This window comes from Brevibacillus brevis (assembly GCF_900637055.1).
Classification (GTDB): Bacteria; Bacillota; Bacilli; order Brevibacillales; family Brevibacillaceae; genus Brevibacillus; species Brevibacillus brevis.
Genome location: NZ_LR134338.1, coordinates 2633397 through 2656285, shown reverse-complemented (window position 1 = coordinate 2656285; position 22889 = coordinate 2633397). Strand labels below are relative to the sequence as shown.

The following is a 22889-nucleotide window of genomic DNA, read 5'->3' as shown; positions in this document are numbered from 1 at the left end:
ATCACCATCTATCATTGAATTTTTTCACCCAGCAGTTGGGAAAGATGATCTAATTCCTCAATGGACAGCTCATCGTATGTGAAATCTGTTGGGCTTTGCTCGACTGACTCTTTCGATAAGCAGTGCGTAATGATTTCTACGATCTTTTCTCGGTAGGCATCCACGAGGCGCTGAATGGTTCCTTCTTCAAACTCTTCACGATGGTACGTAAAAGTAAGGGTCAGCTTGCGATTCATCACCATTCCATTCACATCAAGCACAAAGGATCGAATGGCGGTTGGACTGATTTCTCGGCCCGGTGAAAGGGAGGAAGTCGTCAAGCTTCCTGATTCCAAGTCTGTATCGAACTGTCCCAAATAGTTAAAACTGATCTCGGGCTTTACCTGGAACGTTAACGGAACATCGGTTTGTTTCGCAGACAGATACTGTAAAATGCTGTACCCAATGCCTTTGTTCGGCACACGTCGCAAGCTGTCTTTCACCATTTTGATCTGGTAGCCAAGAGATTCCGATCGGCTCATATCCAGTACGAATGGATACTGGGCTGTAAACCATCCGACCGTGCGTGAAATATCGATGCCCGTCACGATCTCTTCCCTGCCATGTCCCTCCAGATTGACGAGCACATGCTCTATCCCCGCCCACTCTTTTACCGCCAAGCCCAACGCCGCAAGCAACAAATCATTCACTTCGGTGTTATAAGCCTGATGGCTCTGCTTCAGCAGCTTTTCTGTGTAGGCTTCATCAAGCTCGATGGTGACATCTGTTGTCTCTTGCATAAGCGGTGCCCCAATCGTTTCCGCCTTTGCCAGAGGAGAGAATGGCATTTCCTCTACCTGCTTCCAATATTCGATTTCCTGTTGAATTTCGCTTCCCTGCGCATATTTTTGCAATTCTTCAGACCATGTTTGATAGGAATCGGTTTTCATAGGCAAAACAGGCTCTTCTTTCTTCAGCAAGGAGTCATACACCGCATGGAAATCTTCTAGAAGAATCCGCCATGAGACCCCATCGACAACGAGATGATGAATCACGATTAACAAGTGATCTCCATCTTCTGTTCGGAAAAGACCGAGATTTACCAACGCAGTATCTGTCAAATGGATTCCTTCCTGTATGAGCTGCGCAGCTTGCTCCATCTCCTCTACGTTTTGAGCCGAGAACTCCCTGATCATCATGGGAACCAGGCACTCGTCCAGTTTCCGATGTTCCTGGACAATGTGTGACTCATTCAATTGGAATTTCATTCGCAAAGCATCATGATGCTCAATCAGCTTCGTAAATGCTTGTTGAACCAGCTCTGGATCAAAGCCAGCTTCACGGAACAACATGACAGATTGATTGTAATGATGCGGGTTCTGGTGGTTTTGTTCAAAGAAGTTCATCTGGATCGGTGTCAACGCTACTGCTCCCATTACTGGCCCCTGATCAATCTGTCTGGTCAGCGTCTGGAGATACCTTGCTGCACTGCGAATGCGCGGGTTTTGGAACAAGTCTCTCAATCGGAGTTCATACCCATGACTCCTCAATCTCGCTATCATCTGAAGGGCTTTAATGGAGTCTCCCCCAAGCTCAAAGAAGTTGTGGGTCACACTTACTTGCGTCAGCCCCAGCACATCCTTCCAGATGGTGACCATGATTTGTTCCTGTTCATCGGACGGCTCGACGATGTGTTCCTCCACCAAGAGAGAGCGATCAGGAAGAGGGAGTTTTTTCCGATCCACTTTTCCGACAGCGGTAATCGGCATAGCGTCTAGTCGAACGAAGAAAGAAGGAATCATGTAATCTGGCAAATCTTTAGCGAGCAGGTCTCTCCACTCGTCAGCTGCAAGCTCATGCTCTGTCACAATATACGCGCATAAGTATTTGCTTCCATTTTCTTCCTCTCTGGCGATAACGATTGCTTCTTTTACCTGTTCCAGCGAAAGCAGCTTGCTTTCAATTTCCCCTGGCTCAATTCGATATCCCCTGATTTTGATCTGGAAATCCTTTCTGCCCAGGAAGTGGATGTTTCCATCCGGTAAATAGACAGCCAAATCCCCTGTCTTATACATTTTTTCATAGCCGGGTTCCGCGTATGGATTATCGACAAAGCTCTGTCTCGTTAGCTGCTCGTTATGCAAATAACCTAGTCCAAGCGGCATGCCCGAAATGTAGATTTCTCCAGGAACACCTATTGGCACTCGTTTTCCGTACGCATCGAGTAGAAGGATTTTCGTGTTGAATATCGGTTTTCCAATCGGGATGCGATCTTCCTCTCCCGTAATTTGATAGGCAATGCATCCGATACTTGCTTCTGTCGGGCCATACAAATTCGCCGGAGATACATACTGGAATATTTTCAGGAATTTGGAAACCGCAGACGGAACAATTTCCTCGCCGCCGATAATGATCTTTCTGAGCGATTGTAATTTGCCCTGCAGTTCGAGATTTTCAGCTAACTGATTCACGATCACATTAAAAACAGATGGGACGAAATCAGTTAAGGTAATTTGCTCTTCTTCAATGATTCCAGCCATGTAATCAGCCGAGACAGTCATCCCCGTAGTAGGCAAGACGGTTTTTCCGCCATTGGTCAGCGGCCAGAAGAATTGCCAAATGGCACTGTCATATACATGGTTGGTGGTTTGAAGGACAGATTGCGCTGCGTCTTGTCCAAAATAATCATCCATCCAGTTAAAGCGGTTGACGATCCCTCTATGCGGTACGACGACTCCTTTTGGTTTGCCTGTTGAGCCAGAAGTAAAAATGACATAGATGGGGTCTTCCAGCGATACGGACAGGTTTGGATTTTCCGCTTCCGGTTTCAGGCGCCCCTGATCAATCGCGACCAATTTCGCTCCCAAATCCGTTTCCGTAAAGGCATGTCCAGATTCTACGAATACGAACTCGCTACCCAGCTCAGCAATAACAGACTGGAGTCGATCGACAGGCCACTGAATGTCCAGTGGTGAAAACGCTGCTCCCGTCTTCATTACACCCAATAGCGATATGACCAATTCCAGACTTCTTTCCATAAGCACTGGTACATACTTGCCTTTTCCTATACCGCGTTTCAGCAGATCAGAAGCGACTGCGTTGGCTTTCTCGTTCAATTGTTGGTAAGTGATTGTCGAGCCTTGATAGGAAACGGCAATTCGATTCGGGTAAAGTCTGGCTGATTCCTCGATGGCAACATGGATCGGTTGCAACACAGGATACTCTCGCTGGGTATCATTACTGAGCTTGTCCAATAACTGCACTTCTTCCGGAGACATGAGGTCAATCTCGCCCACAAGAATATCCATGTTCGCAGCTACCTGCCGCAGTACGTTGGTAAAATGGTTGATAAAACGATCCATCGTTTCATGCTTAAATAGACTGGTGCTATATTCGCACTCCACAAAAAAGCTTTCATTTCTCGTCTCGACATTCATGACGATGTCTAACTTGGATATTTTCGTTTGGAACGGATAAAGCCTGACCTCTACCCTGTTCCAGTCAAAGGCCGTATCTGCCACATTGTCATAGGAGAACATGGTGTCAAACAACGGATTCCTGCTTGGGTCACGTCTAACTTGAAGCTTTTCTATCAGGTCTTCCAATGGATAATCCTGATGTTCAAACGCCAGTAGTGACTTCTCACTTAGCTCTTGGACAAATTCGCGGAACGTTTTGGTGCCTGCTGGATAATTTCGCAGAGCAAGTGTATTCACAAACATTCCCACCACATTTTGAACATCGGTGTGGTTTCGTCCTGCCACTGGGGTCCCTACGACAATGTCCTCTTGCCCGGTATATTTGGACAACAAAACGTTGTACGCCGCCAATAGAATCGAAAAGACCGTCACGTTTGCTTCCTTCGCCAAGTCGTGCAATCTGCGGGATACATCCGCCTCAATCTCGCTTTCGACCGTACCCCCTTCAAAGCTTTGGAACTGCGGTCGCTGATAGTCCGTAGGCAGATTCATGACAGGTAGTTCTCCGCTGAATTCATCTATCCAGAACTTCTCCTGCCTATTCGACTGCCCCGTCGTCTTGATCTGTTTCAACCAAGCCGAATAATCCTTGTACTGAACGGTGAGTGGTTCCGGATTTTGCCCGTTATACAGCTGATTTAACTCATCAATCACAATGCTCACCGATGTTCCATCTGCAATGATGTGGTGCATGTCAATCAGGAGTAAATGCTTGTCCTCCACGAGTTTTACCAACTTGACGCGCAATAATGGTGCCTGACTCAGTTCGAATGGCTGAATGAACGTTCGAATGAGATTCTCTATACTTTCAGGACTGTCCTCTGCGTGAGCATGATCGATGGCAAAACGGACAGAGTCATGGACAAATTGTTTCGGCTCGCCATTTACGTAGTCGAAGGACGTACGGAACGCCTCATGCCTTTGGATTAAAGACTGGAATGCGTTTTCCAATGCCGCAGAATCCAGCTGCCCGGAAAGAACCAGAGCGCCTGCCATGTTATAGGCCACACTCGTTTCATCGAGTGATTGAACGGTGAAAATCCTTTTTTGTGAAGGAGAGAGCTCATAATGCTCTTGTTTTCCAACCGCCTGAATCAACGGCATTTCTGCTTGAGTCGCTTCAGAAAGGACGTGGGCAAAGCTCCTGACGGTAGGATTTTGGAACACGGCTCGCAGCGGAATTTCTACCTGCCACTCCTTGTTCACTTTGGCAAGAAGAATGGCAGCATGCAGGGAATGTCCACCGATTTCAAAGAATCGATCCAGAACGCCGACTCGTTCGAGCCCCAAAACCTCTTGCCATATTCCTGCAAGTTTTCTTTCATTTTCTGTCGCAGGCGCTACGTATTCCTCGGATACCAGCTTAGACAGATCGGGTTCAGGCAACGCATTGCGATCGATTTTGCCGTTTGGCGTCACAGGCAACTCTGCCAATTGGATGATAAAGGTCGGAACCATGAACTCAGGCAGGGAATCGGCTAAAAACCCCTTGATTTCGGATGGACTTACTCCCTCATCCGTCGTGTAATACGCGCACAATACAACGGATTCATCTCCCTTTGACTTCGGAAGCACAATGGCATTGCGAACCTTTTCATGCCGTAACAGTTGATTTTCTACTTCGCCCAGCTCCACACGGTATCCACGAATCTTCAATTGGTAGTCCGAACGACCAACAAACTCCATATTTCCATCTGCCATCCAGCGAACAATATCGCCAGTCTTATACATGGTCTCACCAGGACGGAAAGGATTTTGGATGAAGCGCTCACGGGTTAATTCCTCTCGGTTCAGATAACCCCGCGCAACACCTGCTCCCCCGATATATAGTTCACCGTACACGCCCACCGGCTGTGGCCGCAATTGGGAATCCAACACATAAAATTCAGTGTTTTGCAGCGGTTTTCCGATCGGAACATTTCCGGTTGTCATTTCGGTATCGCCAGCCATTTCGAAGTAGCTCGAATCAATAGCAGCCTCCGTGACTCCATAGCTATTGATGATTTTGATCTGCCCGAAACGCTCGGCCAAGCGGACAAACGCTTCGCTTTGGCATGTATCTGAACCAAGGATCAGCAGTTTCAGATGATCGAGCGGCAATCCATTTTGATAAACGTACTCCATAAAAGGAAGAACAAGTGCTGGTGTCGATTCAAATAAGGAAATTTCGTACCGGGTCAACCACTGATAAAGGGCCGGAAGATCAATCCTTACATCACTCGGGCAAATCACCAAATGTCCACCATGCAGCAAGGCCCTGCACAAATCCCCTGCAAATACGTCAAAAGAGAAACTCGCCATCTGCAAAAGATTCACATTCATCTGTTCAAGTTCGTACTCATACCGCCATGTATTGGCTACACTCACCAGATTGCGATGCTCGATCATGACCCCTTTGGGTTTGCCAGTAGTGCCGGATGTATAAATGATATACGCGAGATCACTCGGTCCGGAGATGGCGTCGAGATTGGACGAATCCTCCATGTAACTTGCCTCTGCGTCCAGATCGATAATGGCGCCGCTGAAATCTACTCCACTCTGTCCATTTTGATTGACCAGCATGACCTTTGCCTGACTGTCTTCCAGCATGAACGAAATACGGTCCTTCGGATACTGAGGATCAATCGGAACATAAGCTCCACCCGCCTTCATGACAGCCAGAACAGCGACGACCATGTTAATCGATCGTTCGGCCAAAATCGCAACGGAGCTGTTTGGCTTTACACCCTGATCACGCAGAGTCCGGGCCAGACGGTTTGCTTTTGCATTGAGTTCCTGATAGCTGATCTGCTCTTCCCCGTAAGAGACAGCGACTTGCTCTGTATGGCGTTTTGCTTCTGCCTCAAACCATTCATAGAATGTTGGGTAGAGAGGAGCTGGTATTTGCTTCCTCACATGATTAAAGTCGGCGACAACCTGCTTGACATCTTCGCTGGACAAGTACTCCAAATCAGCTAGGCAACTCTCGTTAGATTGCAGAATGGAGTGAAGAATCATGGCAAAGTGATTGGCCATTCGCTCAACCGTATCGCGTTTAAACAGATGCGTGCTGTAATCAAATTGACAAGTGAGCGTTGTCCCGTCATCATGCACATCAAGACTGAGATCAAAGAGGGACACGCCCTTTGGATATTCATACGTCGTGACTTTGAAATCATCTGAGGCCACGTCGTCAAAGGATTCATAATGGTAATCAAACATGGTATCAAATAGAGGATTCCGGCTCAAATCTTTGTTAAGTTGAAGAGAATCAACCAGTTTTTCAAACGGGTACTCCTGATTTTCAAATGCAAGGATGGCTTGATTTTTCACTTCATGCAGGAAGTCCGTAAAGGTCTTGCTTCCTGTTGGATAGTTGCGAATCGCCAACGTATTTACAAACATGCCAATCATTCGTTCCAAATCAGGGTGTTGTCTTCCCGCCACAGCAGAACCGACAATCAGCTCCTCCTGCCCCGTGTATCGATAAAGCAATACATTGTAAGCAGCAAGCAATACCATGTACAAGGTCGTGTCAGTTTCCCTAGCCAATTGGAGCAACTGCTTCCTGACTTCCTTACCGATTCCCATTGTCAAGCGGTCACCTTCAAAGGTTTGAACCGATGGTCTTTGGTAATCAACGGGAAGCTTCAATACAGGGAGCTCTCCTTGGCCAAATTGCTTCAGCCAGTACTCTTTTTGAGCCAAAAGCTGTTCTGACTGCTCTCTCTCTTGCTCCCATGCCACAAAATCTTTATACGTCACGCTGAGCTCCGGCAGTGATTCTCCTCTATACGTATGGAGCAGCTCACGGATAAACAGAGAGACAGAATAGCCGTCCGAAATAATGTGGTGCATGTCCACAGCCACTATGAAGCGCTTGGCTGACACTTGGAAGATTTTCGCCCGAATAAGCGGTGCTTTGCTAAGATCAAAAGGCTGGATAAAGTTGCGAATTGCCTCATTTACATCCTCTTCGTCCAGTTGTTCAACCTCAATATCCAATGGCAAATCGTCATGTAAAACTTGCACGACCTCATTATCTCTGATGACAAAGTTGGTCCGGAAAGAATCATGTCTTTGTACAACCTGTTGCAAAGAGTGAATCAGACGATCAAGTTCCAGTTCCCCATCCAATTGTATGTAACCCGACAGGTTATAGGCGGTTCCTCCATCCAGACCTTGGAGGATATACATCCTTTTCTGTGCGGAAGAAGCCTTATAGTATGGCTGCAACTCGCATGAGCGAATGGGAGTAAAAGCTTGCTGCTTTGACGAGTCTACATATTTGGCTAATTCACGTATCGTCTGCGATTGAAAAATTTGATGCAAAGGAATTTGCACGTGGCATTCCTTGTAGATTCTACTGAGCATGACAGTCGCTTGTAAGGAGTTCCCGCCTTGTTCAAAAAAATTATCATCCAGATACATCGGGGAGCTTCCCAAGATTTCCTGCCATATGACTCTGATGGTCTCTTCGGTCGCCGTTCCAGCCGGCTCTGCTTCTCTGCCGCTCGTGCTTCTTTGCCCTGCAAGCCGATCGGATGAATGGATGATTTGGATTTCTCCATTTCCTAGCGGAACAGCAGATTTCGTAGTTCGCAGCCAATGGGACGGGTCTGCATGCTCGAATTCTCCATTAGCCAGATACACCTGTCCAACCGCACCCACAGGAGCCAATTGCTCATACTGATCCAGGACATAGAGGGAAGCTCGTCCTACCTGATCATCTGGTATATCCTGCAAAAGCTCTGTCCATTCTCCTGCATATTTGCCCAGGTTGCCACTGAAATCGCGTTTCATTTTTTCCATCTCGTCGGGCAGCAAAAGCGATAGTGCACGAATTTTTTCCTGGTCGTCTTCTGAAATACGATGCAAAAGATTGGCAAAGTAGACGCCCCACTGGCGAAGAATCTCCGTGGTTACTACCCCGCTTCGTGCATCCACATCAACAACAAGCTCTCCGCCCACTTCTGTCACGTTTACAAACAGATCGTACTTGCTGTAAATGATCCGATTGGGCAACAGCGTAGCCTTCATTTGAGCAAAAGTCAGGTTGTGAAGCGGTCGATCCATATTGAACAACACAGAAAGCTCTGGCAAGTTCTGATGCGGCAAATTCTCCGCTAATGCGGCAAAGGAGAAGGCTTGATGCTTTTCCATCTCCGCAACCGCCTGTTTCACTCGGGACAAATAATCAGCAGCCGTATCATTGCCGTCAATCTCCGTGCAAATCGGCAACAGATTAACGCAGTTTCCGATCAAGGACATTTTGCCGATATGGGATTGACCCGCAGTAGGAATCGCAACCACCATTTTTCTATTTCCGAGAATACGATGAAGGAACAGATTAAAAGAAGCCAGTAAGGTAATAAACAGACTGTTCTTGTTTTGAATGCTTCTTTTTCTTGCCTTCCTTGTGATGCTGCTGTCGATCTTAAAAGTAATTCGCTCACCTGTAAAAGATGGTTTTCCCGTTTCTCTTTGCTCCAAAGGAAAAACGAGCTTTGGGATTGGATCTGCGAATTTTTCGTTCCAGTACGCGAGCGCTTCTTGAAACGCTGGTTTCTGCATCTGATCTTCTTGCCAGTTTCGATAAGCAGAAAACGGTGTGGAAGGCTCGAGAGATATTGGGCGTTTCTGTATAAGGGCCGAGTAGATATCATCCAGCTCTTTTATAAAAACAGCCATCGACCACCCATCTGCAATCATGTGATGGAAGGTGTAGGAGGTTAGGAATTTGGCGGGAGCCAGCTTGATGACACTTACCCGATACAGAGGGTCCTCAGAAGACAGTTCAAATGGCGTGCCTGTTTGTTCCTCCAAAAGCTGATTCTTTTTTTCTTCCTGTTCCTCGGATGAAAGGTGGCTTACATCCACGAATCGAACACGTATGTCCCTCTTGGGTAGTACCACCTGATACTCTCCGTTGGAATCAATGATGGTTCGCAACGCTTCATGGCGATCAACCATAGCTTGAACAGCCTGCTCAAACACAGGGATATCAAGTTCACCCTCGACCTGAATTGAGGCTGTCTCGTTAAAAGCTGCGGATGCTTCCACGCGATATTTGACCGCAAACCACATTTGTTTCTGTTCTGGGCTAAGAGGCAGCTTCAGTTGTTCCCCCACACTTTCCACAAGCGTCGCCTCTGGCTTTTGCCCGTCGCGTCTCGTAAAGTTAGTCATTTCGACGACTTGATTTTGTTTGCGTCCTCCATTCGGAGAAGTTGGGGGTGGCTCCGGCAAAAAGCCTCCTCGACGCAGATCCTCAATACTTTCCTTCACCGCTTGGATCAATCTCTCGATATCCTCATCGGAATGAGCAGTGGAAAGGAAGCAATTTCTGCCCTCCCATATATAAATGCCCTTGCTAATCAGGTGATAGAAGAACAATTCTATATCAGTAAACGATACGAAGCGGAACAAGGAACCGCAATGAATCATCTGGATTGGAATCTGCTCGTTCTTAAAATACGCGTTAAGCGTTTCTACCAAGTAGAGGGTCTTTTGAGTTAACGCTTCCTGAAGCTTCGGCCCCTGTTCCTTCAAATATTCCAGCGTTGCGATCGCAGCATGCATCGTCAGTGGATGCGTGCAAAACGTTCCGCCCACAAACGTCTTTTTCTCGGCATTTACCGGGTAAGAATGATCTCCAAAATTCCAGGTTCCCCCATCTACTGCATCCATGAACGCAGCTTTCCCGGCTACAACACCGATCGGCATGCCGCCACCCGGAACTTTCCCATACGTAACGAGGTCTGCTTCTATTCCATACCATGCCTGTGCGCCACCAAGATGTATACGGAATCCCGTAATGATCTCGTCAAAAATAAGGGCCGTGCCCGATTGCCTTGTAATCTCTCTGACTTCCTTCAAGAATTCCACCGGCTGCAAATCTGGACGGCGGCTTTGAACAGGCTCGACTAATACTGCTGCCAGTTCATGTGCATGTTTTTTGATCAGCTCGATTGATTTTGGATGATTGTAGTTTAAGACCAGGACGTCATCCACCGTATGCTGGGTTATACCTGGTGCCATCGGTATGGCCTTCCCGTCCTGGGACTCAGGATCAGCCACAGTCAGAATGCCGTCAAATGTACCGTGATAGGAGCCGGAGAATAGTGCGATTTTCGAACGGCCTGTAACAGCTCTGGCCAGGCGCAGTGCCACCATTACAGCCTCTGTCCCCGAATTGTAGAAGGCGACACGTTCCACTCCGGTTAGCTCGCTGATTAATTCCGCTACTCTTCCAGCTACATCCGACATAGGACCCAGCGGAGGTAAATCAGATTGAATCTGCTCCTCCAGCTTCTTCATGATAAATGCGGGATTATGACCGAGCAGGTTGACACCGAAACCCATCGTCAGATCGACATATTCATTCCCATCCAGATCCCACATTTTGGAACCAGCAGATGCTTGTGTAATGATCGGATAGACCATTTCCTTCCAATAGGAACGGAATCCAGACACATTGCGATTGTTGGCATGAACAAATCGGTGCTCTTGCGTATACTTCTTGGATTGCTTTGTCTTTTCCGTATAGCTTTGAATGAATGCGTTCAGATACTCTCTTTGTGTCGGTGTAAAATTGCCTCGTTCACCGATCATCAGTGGCTGGTACGGTATAAATGGCTTCTGGCGTTCCTCTTCATTCGCCTTGACTGGTGGTTTTGCCTCAGTTTTTTTGATCTCAGGAGCAACAGTCACAGATTCAACGTGTTGTTTTGGTACAAAGCTTTGTTCTTGGTTCAATAGCTCCAACTGCTTTTGTAACAGCGTAGCCATTTGGTTTTGGTGTTCAGATAAGAGCGAAATCTGCTTTTCGATAATGGTTTCAACCGCCCCTGCGCTGCTCGAGACTGGCATTTTCATGGTTTGTTCGCTCGGCTCTGATCGTTGAATTTTTTGAACGTCATTCTGTTCCACAACTACGTTTTCTCTCGGTTGCTCGATTTCCATCCATTCCATTTGTTTGGCAGAAGCCACAGCCGGGCTACTGGATAGCTCCAGAGCGATGTGCGCTGCTAGCTTATCAACACTGGTAATGGTTTCAAACAACTCTTGGGCCGGAATGACCACTCCAAATTTTTCCTGAATTTCACGATTGATTTGTACGAGCATAATAGAATCCAAGCCTAGCTCCAGAAAATGAAGGGATGGATCAATTTCTTCTACAGCAAAACCTGAAGCATGATGAACCAACTCTTTCAGAACTTTTGCGATTGGCGCAGTTCCTATCTCTGACACAGTAGCACCTCTATTTCCGCTAATAGTGTTCGTCTGTTCTGGAATGACGCTGATCACATCATCTGTAATCCAAGAACGATACTGATCGAAAGGATAGACCGGCAGTGGCATTCTTCTTCTCTTTTTGCCATCTCTGTAGAACTCATCCCAGTCAACCATAGCTCCCTGTACATACAAATCGCATAATGTCGCTGCATACGAATACTTCATCTCTGTACTCGCCTTGTGGTACTTTTCCTGCACATCCCGAGCGGATTGACTTAATAGATGAACGGTTTCATCTGGAACGCGGTTTTTACCAGGTGAGTAGACAAAAACATCTCGATCATTTTCAAGCCGGACCGCCAATCGGTCGAGCTTTTGTTCGAAATCGCTGCGGCTATGCAAAATGAGCGCAATCCGATAGGGAAGCGTTTCTCTCCCGGTATTTGCCGTAAAGCACAAATCTGACAGAGAAAGCGGTCCGCTGGAAGAAAGAAACTCCTGGTACTTTTGAATCAGACGTTGAAGGGCTGACTCGGATTTGGCCGACAAGGTAAACACTTGCACCTCGTCTGAGACTGTCATCTCTGTTTCATTAACCGGCACATACTCTTCCAAGATAACGTGGCTATTGGTCCCGCTAAACCCAAACGAGCTAACCCCACATCTTCTCGGGTGTCCATCTGTTTCCCATTTTTCCAGTCTGTTTTGCACATAGACTGGCGACTTTTCAAATGCGAAATTCCGATTCGGTTTCTGAAAATGGACGAGGGCCGGCAGCTCTTTGTGCTTTAACTGCAAGACAGCCTTAATCAAGCCAGCGATTCCCGCTGCTTCATATAAATGTCCAATATTCGCTTTTACAGTGCCGATTCCACAAAACTGTTTCTTCTGTGTATATTGTCGGAATGCTCTCTGAATTCCATCCAGCTCAACGGGGTCCCCCAGCTTTGTACCCGTTCCATGCGCCTCTATATAACTAATCGTTTCAGGGTCGACTTGCGCATCCTCCCAAGCGTCTACGATCAATTCTGCCTGGGCCTGTGAATTCGGTGCGGTAATCCCGACTGTAACGCCGTCTTGATTAACAGCGCTTCCCTTAATCACGGCATAGATGTGATCCCCGTCCTCGATGGCTTTTTCCAAGGGCTTTAACAGAACACTAGCTACGCCTTCGCCCCAACCTGTTCCATCAGATTGATCGTCAAACGCTCTGGAACGGTTGTCAGAGGATTCCATTCCGATTCCAGCCTTCTGCGCCAGCAGGATGGTTTTGACTCCACCTGCCAATGCCATCTCACAATCACCGTTTTGGATAGCCTTGCACGCCATATGAACCGCAACCAAGGAAGAAGAGCAAGCTGTATCCACGGTGACAGCAGGGCCGCGCAAATCAAGCAGGTGCGAAATGCGGCTTGCAATAATGGAAGGAAGGTTGCCTACTGCATAAGAGGGCAAATCTTTGGGACTTACCACTGACAAAAGGCGTTCGTAATCGTATCCCAGCTTGGAGAAGCCGACATACACCCCTACTTTTTCCCCTGAAAGCTTGTGCCCGCCATAGCCTGCATCCTCTAGCGTATTCCAAGCATTCTGGAGGAACAGCCTTTGGTTGGGGTCCATTAGCTTCGCTTCTTTCGGGGTGATCGAGAAGAACGAATAGTCAAACTTGTCTATCTCCTCTAAATAACCACCCTCCACAAGGTTAGGATTACCCTGCTCGCCTCTTACCAGCGAAACATATTGTTCTGCGTCCTTTCGTCTCTGACCATGAAGCTCATGAATGCAATCCTTTCCTCCCCGGATGTTTTGCCAAAATTGATCCCCATCCTGAGCCTGCGGGAACTTACAAGAAATCCCGATAATAGCGATATCCTTGTGTATCTGTTGGCTCGTATCAGTCTCTTTTATGCGATCAGTCGTTTGTTCGCCGTCGAAGAGACTGCGAGAAAGCTTGGAGATCGTCGGATAGGCAAACAAATCTGTTACCGCCAGCGTGATCCCCATCTCTTCTTCTATCCGCCCTGCTAACTGGGTCAACTGCATAGAGGACACGCCTATGTCAAAATAACTGTCGTTTGGTCCCAATCTGTCTGATTGAAGCACCTCGCGGCAAATGGCAAGCATTTGTTTTTCTAATTCTTCCCGCAAGTGTGGTGATTTATCGGTTCTTTCCTCTTTTTCCTGTTCGGTGATTCGGCGCTGCATTTCCTCGGAAACATCGCGAAATGCTCCAGACTGATACTCCCTAGCTACTCTATATCGTTCCACTTTTCCACTCGTTGTTTTGGGGATGCGCTGAATCGGCAAGACCTCGCTTATTCTCCATCCTGTTCGCTCGTTCAAATGCGTTTTCACTTTCTTAGACAGCGCAACGAACTCGTCTACACTTTTCCGATGCAGGATAAACACAAGAATATCCTCTTCTTTGCTTTTCTCGTTGAATACCCCGCAGGCAACGACCTTCCCAAGCTCGACTCCTTCGACTTCTTCAGCAATCCGCTCAATATCATGCGGATAAACGTTTTGACCATTCACGAAGATGATATCTTTGGCACGCCCCGTAATGACAAGATGTTTCTTTCGCATAAAACCCAGATCCCCGGTTCTGAGCCATCCATCAGCCGTCATTACATTTGCGGTGGCAGCAGGGTTGTTGTAGTATCCAGCGGTTACATTCTTCCCTCTAATCTGGATATGGCCAACCGTTTCGCTTGGCAGCTCATGATCCTCGTCGTCACATATTCTTACCTCGCAAAAATCGATGGGGTAACCGACTTCTACCAGTGTGAGAGCCTCTGGATTTGTATGATCCGACATCTTGATTGGCTTCCCTACCTGGATAAACCTACGATCTAGAGAAAGCGTTGTAAAATGCTGATTCTGATCAGGTATCGATACTCCCACAGAGGCTTCTGCTAATCCATAGCACGGGAGCATGCTCGTTTTCTTCAATCCATAAGGGCTCATCTGTTCCAAAAAATGATAGATTAATTCTGAAGCAATGGGTTCTGCTCCATTTAAAATCGCGCGAAGCGTAGACAAATCCCACTCTTCTGCCACTTCCGGTTTAAACCTGGACAACACATATTTATACCCAAAGTTCGGAGAAGAAGTAATCGTCGCCTTGTGCTCGCTTACTTTCTTCAGCCATAGCGTAGGCCGCCTGATAAATAGTGAGGTATGAATAAAATAATGCTGAACTCCTGCATACAACGGGGATAAATGGAACGCGATCATCCCCATGTCATGAGTTAAGGGCATCCAGCTTAGAAATGAGTCAGACTCAGTCGTTCCAAGTCTGTTATTAATCGCAAGCACATTATGGACAAGGTTTTCATGGGTCAGGGTAACCCCTTTTGGATCTCCTGTAGACCCAGATGAAAATTGGATAAAGGCCACTTGATCTGCAGTAGGATAATAGATTGTGCCCTTCTCTTCCTTTTTCCCAGTCTCATCAAGCAGGAAGGACTTCGACTTCAATGATTCCATTTCCGTCAGGTAGTTGTGTTTGCTAAAGAAATCCTCCAGTCGTTTCCAGACGCTGTCCGTCGTAATGAGATACGGATTGATTAATGTCTTCCAAACCTTTAACAGCTTAAGACGATGCTCTTCGTTATCCCCTACAGAGATCGGAACAGCAATCATTCCACCGAGTAAGCATCCCCAAAAAAGGCAGACAAAAGTTCGGAGATTACTATCCTCAATTTGAAAAACGACCTCATCTCCAGGCTTGATTCCATTACTTTGAAGGACAAATAAATAGCCGAGGGCTTCTTCATACAATTCTTTATAGGAAACAAACACCTCATTCTGGTCTCCCAAAATGAAGGTAACGCCTTTATGTTCCTCGTTCTTCCACAATTCCAGCGCTTCTACTAATGTCTGAACAAAATGCAAAGCGTTGTTCCTCCCTTGTTCCGTGTTGGATAGTTTCTAGCACTTGCCTGGTGAGCATAACCACTCCAAATGCTCCCTCTTGCTCCCCACGTGCATACAAGAGAAGTGAATTTCCCCCAAACTGTGACTCGTTGTACGATCGCCTGTCTCCCGCTTTCTTTTCCGGGCAGCACAAAGGCAGGTACCCCACATAAGCAAACGGTTATTTCATTCTGAATATTAGGAACTTTTACCCGGAAAACATATCGCCACTCACCCGGAAGAAATAGCTCAGCCAATTCTTTTTCTTTCAGCACTTTGGAATGCAACGACCAGATATACACGACTTACTTTTATTCCCTTTAATTGATTTTTTTTGAAGTATGATGCAGTAAGAAACCATCGCGATCATGAGATGGGTGATTCTTTCCTTTTTTCCGGGAACGAATGTATCGATCAATGATTTTTTTAAATGGCTGGTTCTTTTGTCTTTTCTAGGAGTAGAATAAGAGCGACGATTAGAGTAACAGTCACATTTCAGCGAGTATGGCAGGGGAAATTGGTCATTAATATGCAAATATTCACGTGGGCTAATATGATGGTAAACAATAAAAATATGAGTGAGTTGGGAATATTTTACTATCCCAAATATTAGAAGACAAGCCTTTAATTATTAATTTTTGCAATTTATTTAAATAAAATTCATTACAATATTACTCTGAATTTATCTTGACGCATATCAAAAAGGCTTTCACCCACTCTTTGCAAAGTGAGGTGGAAGCCTTTCGTTAATGCTCTATTACTCTACCGAATAAACCTTTCGGCTAGGCAGCTCCAAGCAATGCAGACGGCCGCCGTATACGGCACCTCCGTCAATCCCGATGATTTTATTTTCACCGTAAAACACATCATGTTTACCGTGCAAATAACTGGTTGGCGTGTGACCGAAAACAACGGTCTTCTCACCCTGGTAGCCTTTATGGAACTCTTCACGAATCCACATCAGCAGGTACGGGTCAGTCTCTGCAACCGGAGTCTCGGGATGTACACCCCCGTGAACAAAAATATAATCATTCGTTTCATAATAACAGTCCAAGCCACCCAAAAATTCCAGATGCTCTTTGACCGAAGAGGTGATTTCCAAGGTCTCCGGTGCACCAGACTCCATATCTGCTGCGGCATGACCATAGCTCGCCAACGTCTTTTGTGCGCCGTTTCTGAACCAACGCTCGATAAAGACAGGGTCTTGTTCGAACGATTTGACCATCATATGATCATGGTTGCCCATCAACACGATTGCCCCTTCTGCATGAAGCTGTTTCACCTTGTCGACGACCCCCTTCGACTCTGGTCCACGGTCTACATAATCACCTAGCAGGATCAATTGATCGTTTTGTGGATCGTACTGAATTTGCTCCATCAACGATTCCAGTTTCTCCAATTCCCCATGAATATCGCTGATTGCCAACAATCTTTTCATCCTACACCCTTCTTTCGCTCGTTTGCGGCTTCTCTCGTTACTGTCATGTCCCCTATTGTACGCCCCATTTCACCTGATTGCCAGCATGTCTGTCCCTCGAAAGCTTGCAAACGTGAAAAAAGCCTAGGCCCAAAAATCATATCAGGCCAAGGCTATTCCATTTCTCCATGCTTATTTACTCGGCATCTCATTCCAGAACGTAATCTCTTCTACATCCAAGCGAGTAGTCGGATGACCAGGTTCTGCCGCTTTGCCGACTGCAATCAACATGACCGTTTCATATTGATCCGGGATTTGGAAAGCTTCCTTGAATTTCTCGCTGTTATAGCCTCCCATTGGCACCGTGTCATACCCTCTTGCCTTGGCAACGAGCATGAATTGCATCGAGACGAGACCTCCGTCTACCAGAGCAATTTCCTTGATGATTGCTCGATCCCGATTCTCATAACGCTTGTTGATGTTGTCGATGAGTGTGGCTTTTACTTCTTCTGTCATGTAGCCCGCTTCTACCGCTTTTTTGTAAATGCTCCCAGCTTGCTTGTAGCCCTCATAATCAGCCAGGACTGCAATAATCGCCGCAGCCTCTACCACCTGCTTTTGGTTAAATGCGATGGGGAGCAGCTTCTCTTTCAATGGCTGTTCATCGATAACCAAAAATCGCCATGGCTGGAGATTGGAGCTGGAAGGTGCCAAGGTCGCTTCTTTCAGCATTTCCTTAATTTCATCCCGCGAGATTTTTGCTGTTGGATCGTAATGACGTACGGAACGACGCTCGCGAATGACGTCCATAAAAGCCTTTTGATCAATGACTTTTTCCATGATTCCATCCTCCATTGGTAAGTATGAAAATTCGGTAAGTTACTAACTTTATTACACAACAACTCGTGTTCAAACTGTATCACATACTCCAATTGCTGGCAATCTTTTTGTATGCAAAAAAACGCTTTGGCTAAACGGCTCACATTCTGTCATGAATGCAAGCGCGTCACCAAAGCGTTTTTTTGTTAAACCGGAGAAAAAGCAGATAGAACGGCTGGCTGTCTCACGGTGTGTCCATTCGGAAGCTCGACAACCAGATAGCCACTCCCTTCGTCCTCAGCTGCTTCCCATTTCAATGAAAAAGCTTTGCGACTAAATGCTTCCTCTTCGTCCAGACAACCAAGCATCGTCTTCAATGTGTCTGACGTAATCGGCACAGGCACACTTGCTCCTTGCTCTTGTGGAAGGGAAAGCAGTTTTGGCGCGTCTTCGAAATATTGCACAGTATCGAGGAGCAGAGAAACCTGCTGCCAGCTTAGCGGTGAAACAAAGGCTTCAAACGCCATCTATTCATCATTCCTTTTATTCACGATGATCTCCATCGAACAGGCTGGCCTGGGCATTCGACGTTTTCTGTTGTCCTGCTGTGCCAGATCCGTCTCCTGGGCCTTTTGCAGTCGCTTCGTCCTTCGGTTCATCTGAAGGCAAAATGGTTTCAAAAGCTACTGCTTTTACCCCACCCTCGACTAGTTGTCGGCCGATACCACCTTGCTCGTTGACGATCACTTGCTCTGTCTCTACAAGGGTCCATTCGTTCTGCGACGTCCAGGCATAAACCGTTTCCTCGATGAACATCGCAACAAGCTCATGCGGATTATTTTTTCGTTTACGAATCAACTGTACGCCTTTGCCTGCGCGAGCTTGGAGTGGAATCGCAGCAATGGCTGTGCGTTTTACAACCCCTTCAGCCGTCAGCAAGCTAAAGGCACGAGAATCGTCTTCCTCAATCGGAAGCATCGTGATGACATCGTCGCCAGGAGCTAGTGCGATTGCTTTTACACCGCTCGATGCTCTACCCGTTGCGCTGACTTCATTGCGTTGGAATCGAATGCCCATGCCATCTTTCGTCGCACCGAGTATCGCCCCAGCTTCGTCAGCCACAAATACATTCACAAACTCGTCATCGTCTGCTTTCAGCTTCGCAGCTACCAACGCACTGGAACGATTCGTTTCGTATTCGGACAACGCCGTCTTTTTCATCAATCCATTTTTACTTACATGGTATACATACAGCGGTTGTTTGAAGTTTTCTACGATCGTAAAGCCAACAATTCGCTGATTCTTCTCCAATGGGATGATGTTGACGAGGGCGGAACCAATATCCTTCCACTTATCGTCCGGGAAGGCGTTGACCAAGGTGGCGAAGTATTTACCGTCCTGGGTAAAGAAGAGAGCAGTATGGGACGTATTCGTCTCCATGAAATAACGGACACGGTCTCCTTCTTTTACCCCACATGTCTCCAGCGTTCCCCCCACTGATTTAAAGGAGCGCGGGCTCGTCCGCTTGATATATCCTTCGTTTGTGAGGGTTACGATGCAATCCTCTGCATTAATTTGCATCGCGATGTCGATTTTGATTTCCTCGATCTCGCCCTGGATTTCTGTCAGGCGCTCTTCTGCGTATTTTTTCTTGATCTCGTTCAACTCGCCTGTAATGACTTGAATCAGCTTTTTCTCGCTTGCCAAAATCGATTTCAGTTCCTCGATTTCTTTTGCCAGCGTAGCCAATTCTTTTTCCAACTTGACGATATCCAAACGTGTCAAGGAAGCGAGTTGAATGCTCAAGATCGCATCTGCTTGGTTTTCGGTGAAGCCGTATTTCTCCATGATGTTTTTCTTGGCATCTGCACGGTCTTCCGAATCCATAATCGTATCGACGATCTGACGCAAAATGGACTTGGCGCGAATCAAGCCTTCCACGATATGCTTGCGGCTTTGCTTACGATTCAGATCATATTGGCAGCGATTCGTGACGACTTCTTTTTGGTGGTCGATATATGCCCCCAACAAAGCCTTGAGTCCCATCTGGCGGATGGTCCCCTCATGAATCACGTTCATGTTGTAATTGTAATAGATTTGCAGATCCGTATTTTTGTACAGGTAGTTGAGAATCGCCTGCTCATCCGCTTCCTTGCGAATATCTACTACGATACGGACCTTTTTCTGCTCGGCCTCTTTGCGACCAGTTTCATCGCGAACCGCCAGTGCCCCCTCGATTTTGCGCTCCATTACGAGCTCATCGATTTGGCCGACGAGCTTCGACTTGACCACTTCGTAAGGGATTTCGGAAATGACGATTTTTTTGATCTTGCCGCCTTTTGGCTCCTCTACATGGGTCTTCCCGCGAATGATAAATTGGCCACGGCCTGTCTCAAACGCCTTGCGAATCCCGGACAACCCTTGAACAATGCCGCCTGTTGGAAAATCTGGACCTTTGACGTGCTGCATCAGCTCATCCAGCGAGATATTCGGGTTCTTCATTTGTGCAACTGCCGCATCGATGACTTCACCCAAATTGTGAGTAGGGATGTCAGTTGCAAAACCGACCGCGATCCCGGCAGCACCATTCACGAGAAGATTAGGAAATCGTGAAGGCAATACTGCCGGTTGTTGAGCGGAGTTGTCGTAGTTCGGGATAAATGTAACCGTATCCTTTTCAATATCGCGCAGTAGCTCGTTGGCCAATGCCGACAGTCTGGATTCGGTGTAACGCATAGCGGCTGGCGGGTCTGCGTCCAAGCTACCAAAGTTTCCGTGGCCTTGAATAAGCACCTGCCGCATTTTCCACCATTGCGCCATCCGCACCATTGTTTCGTAAATCGCCGAGTCACCGTGCGGGTGATAGGTACCCATCACGTACCCGACTGTTTTCGCTGATTTACGGTAAGGTTTATCGTTCGTGTTGCCTTCTTGGTACATTGCATACAAAATACGGCGCTGTACCGGTTTTAGTCCATCGCGAGCATCCGGGATCGCGCGTGAGAGAATAACCAGGTTGGCATAGTCCCCGAAGCGCTTTCCCATAATCTCCGCGAAGCTCTGATTAATAATTTGATTGGACAGCATGCTTATTCATCCTCCCCCACTTCAAAGGTGACGTGATTCTCAATCCACTCTCGACGTGGTGGGACTTTGTCACCCATCAAAACGGTTACCAGCTTCTCACAGTGAGCGAGGTCTTCCAGTTCAACCTTAATGAGCTTGCGCGTCTCAGGGTCCATAGTTGTTTCCCAGAGCTGATCGGCGTTCATCTCACCCAAACCTTTGTAGCGCTGCACTTCAGCACCGCGTCCAGCCTTTTTCAACGCTTGTTCCAGCTCGTAATCGCTCCAACAGTAGATCGCCTCTGTCTGCTTGCCCTTGCTCTGCTTTTTCACCTGATACAAAGGCGGTTGGGCAATATACAAGTGACCAGCTGCAATCATCGGGCGCATGTAGCGGAAGAAGAAGGTCAGGAGCAGCGTTTGAATGTGCGAGCCGTCAACGTCCGCATCAGACATGATAATCACTTTGTCAAATGCACAGTTTTCGATGGAAAACTCTTCGCCAATATCGGTTTCAAGCACCTCTAGGATCGTGCGGAACTCTTCATTCGCCAATACCTCGGATAGCTTTGCTTTTTCCGTGTTCAACGGCTTCCCTCGGAGGCTGAACAAGGCTTGGAACTCTGAATTACGCGCCTGTTTTGCAGAGCCACCCGCGGAATCCCCCTCGACGAGGAAGAGCTCATTGCGCTTGGAGTCTCTGTATTGCGGCGGAGTAAACTTTTCCGAAATCGATTTGCGCTTTTTCGCGGTTTTGCCTTTCTTGTCGCCGCGAAGGGCTTCGCGTTGTTTGCGTAGCTCTTCGCGAATCTCAGCAGAACGCAATGCCTTGTCAATCAGCAGCTTGCCTATTTCCGGATTTTCCTCGAGGAAGAAGCCTAGCTTTTCGGAAACAATCTGCTCTACGATTGCCCGTGCTTCTTCGTTCCCCAGCTTGTCTTTTGTTTGGGACTCAAACTGGACGTCAGCCATTTGCAATGACAATACACCGAGGAAACCTTCCCGCAAATCGTTTCCAGTCAAGTTCGGGTCTTTTTCTTTCAAGTACCCTTTTTTCCGGGCAAATTCGTTAAAGATCCGGGTCGTACCGTTGCGGAAGCCCGTAACATGTGTTCCGCCATCCGTTGTTACAATCGAGTTGACATAGGACACCAGTGTCTCTGCATAGCCGTCATTGTACTGAAAAGCCAGCTCGACGTAGATATTGTCCTTTTCCCCTTCGAAGTAAACGATCGGATGGAGCGTATTTTTCCCCTCGTTCAAGTAAGAAACGTATGATTTCAAGCCATCTTCGAAGTAAAACTCTTCCCGTTTCTTTTCAGGTCCGCGCTCGTCAATCAAAACCATGCGCAGCTTTTTCAGAAGGAATGCCGTCTCACGAAAACGATCACGAATCGTCTCATAGTCAAAGCGAGCATTGCCAAACACCGCGTCATCCGGCAGAAAACGTACCGTTGTTCCTGTACGTTTGGTGTTCCCTGTGATTTCAAGACCGGTAACCGGTTTACCGACATGCTCAGTTCCATTTGCATCCACCACATATTCAAAGCGTTGCTTATGAATTTTGCCTTCCCGGTGGATTTCGACCTCAAGCCATTTGGACAAGGCCACAACGACACTGGAGCCTACCCCGTGCAAGCCACCACTTTTTTTGTATCCGCCACCACCGAATTTACCACCGGCATGGAGCGTCGTAAAAATAACTTCTGGTACAGGTCGGCCAGTCTTGTGCATACCCGTTGGAATTCCGCGTCCATGGTCCTCTACGCTGACACTGCCATCCTTGTACAAAGTGACGATGATGCTATCGTTAACGCCGGCAAGCGCCTCGTCTTTGGCGTTATCTACAATTTCCCACAGCAGATGATGCAGGCCACGCGAGCCCGTGGAGCCTATGTACATTCCAGGCCGCTTTCGAACGGCAATCAAGCCTTCTAAGACCTGAATATCTTCTTCCGTATACGTTAATGTTTGCTGTGTTTCTGTTTCCTTCAA

6 protein-coding genes are annotated in these 22889 nt (G+C 47.2%); all 6 read right to left on the bottom strand.

Going from position 1 to position 22889, the window contains the following annotated elements:
- Positions 1-11: 11 nt before the first annotated feature.
- Positions 12-15572 (bottom strand): hybrid non-ribosomal peptide synthetase/type I polyketide synthase, encoded by a 15561-nt coding sequence (locus tag EL268_RS13285; RefSeq protein ID WP_106656487.1) that lies wholly within the window; start codon positions 15570-15572, stop codon positions 12-14.
- 778 nt (positions 15573-16350) lie between these two features.
- Positions 16351-17031 (bottom strand): metallophosphoesterase family protein, encoded by a 681-nt coding sequence (locus EL268_RS13280; RefSeq protein WP_106656488.1) that lies wholly within the window; start codon positions 17029-17031, stop codon positions 16351-16353.
- Positions 17032-17202: 171 nt separating this feature from the next.
- Positions 17203-17850: a nitroreductase family protein gene (locus EL268_RS13275; protein WP_106656489.1), complete on the bottom strand. Its 648-nt coding sequence runs from the start codon at positions 17848-17850 to the stop codon at positions 17203-17205.
- 185 nt (positions 17851-18035) lie between these two features.
- A complete protein-coding gene (locus EL268_RS13270) occupies positions 18036-18356 on the bottom strand; it encodes a hypothetical protein (protein ID WP_106656490.1) in 321 nt (106 codons plus the stop codon).
- Between the two features lie 16 nt (positions 18357-18372).
- On the bottom strand, positions 18373-20916 hold the full coding sequence (gene parC, locus EL268_RS13265) for a DNA topoisomerase IV subunit A (RefSeq protein ID WP_106656491.1): 2544 nt from the start codon (positions 20914-20916) through the stop codon (positions 18373-18375).
- Between the two features lie 2 nt (positions 20917-20918).
- Complete coding sequence (locus tag EL268_RS13260; protein WP_106656492.1) at positions 20919-22889, bottom strand: DNA gyrase/topoisomerase IV subunit B; 1971 nt, start codon at positions 22887-22889, stop codon at positions 20919-20921.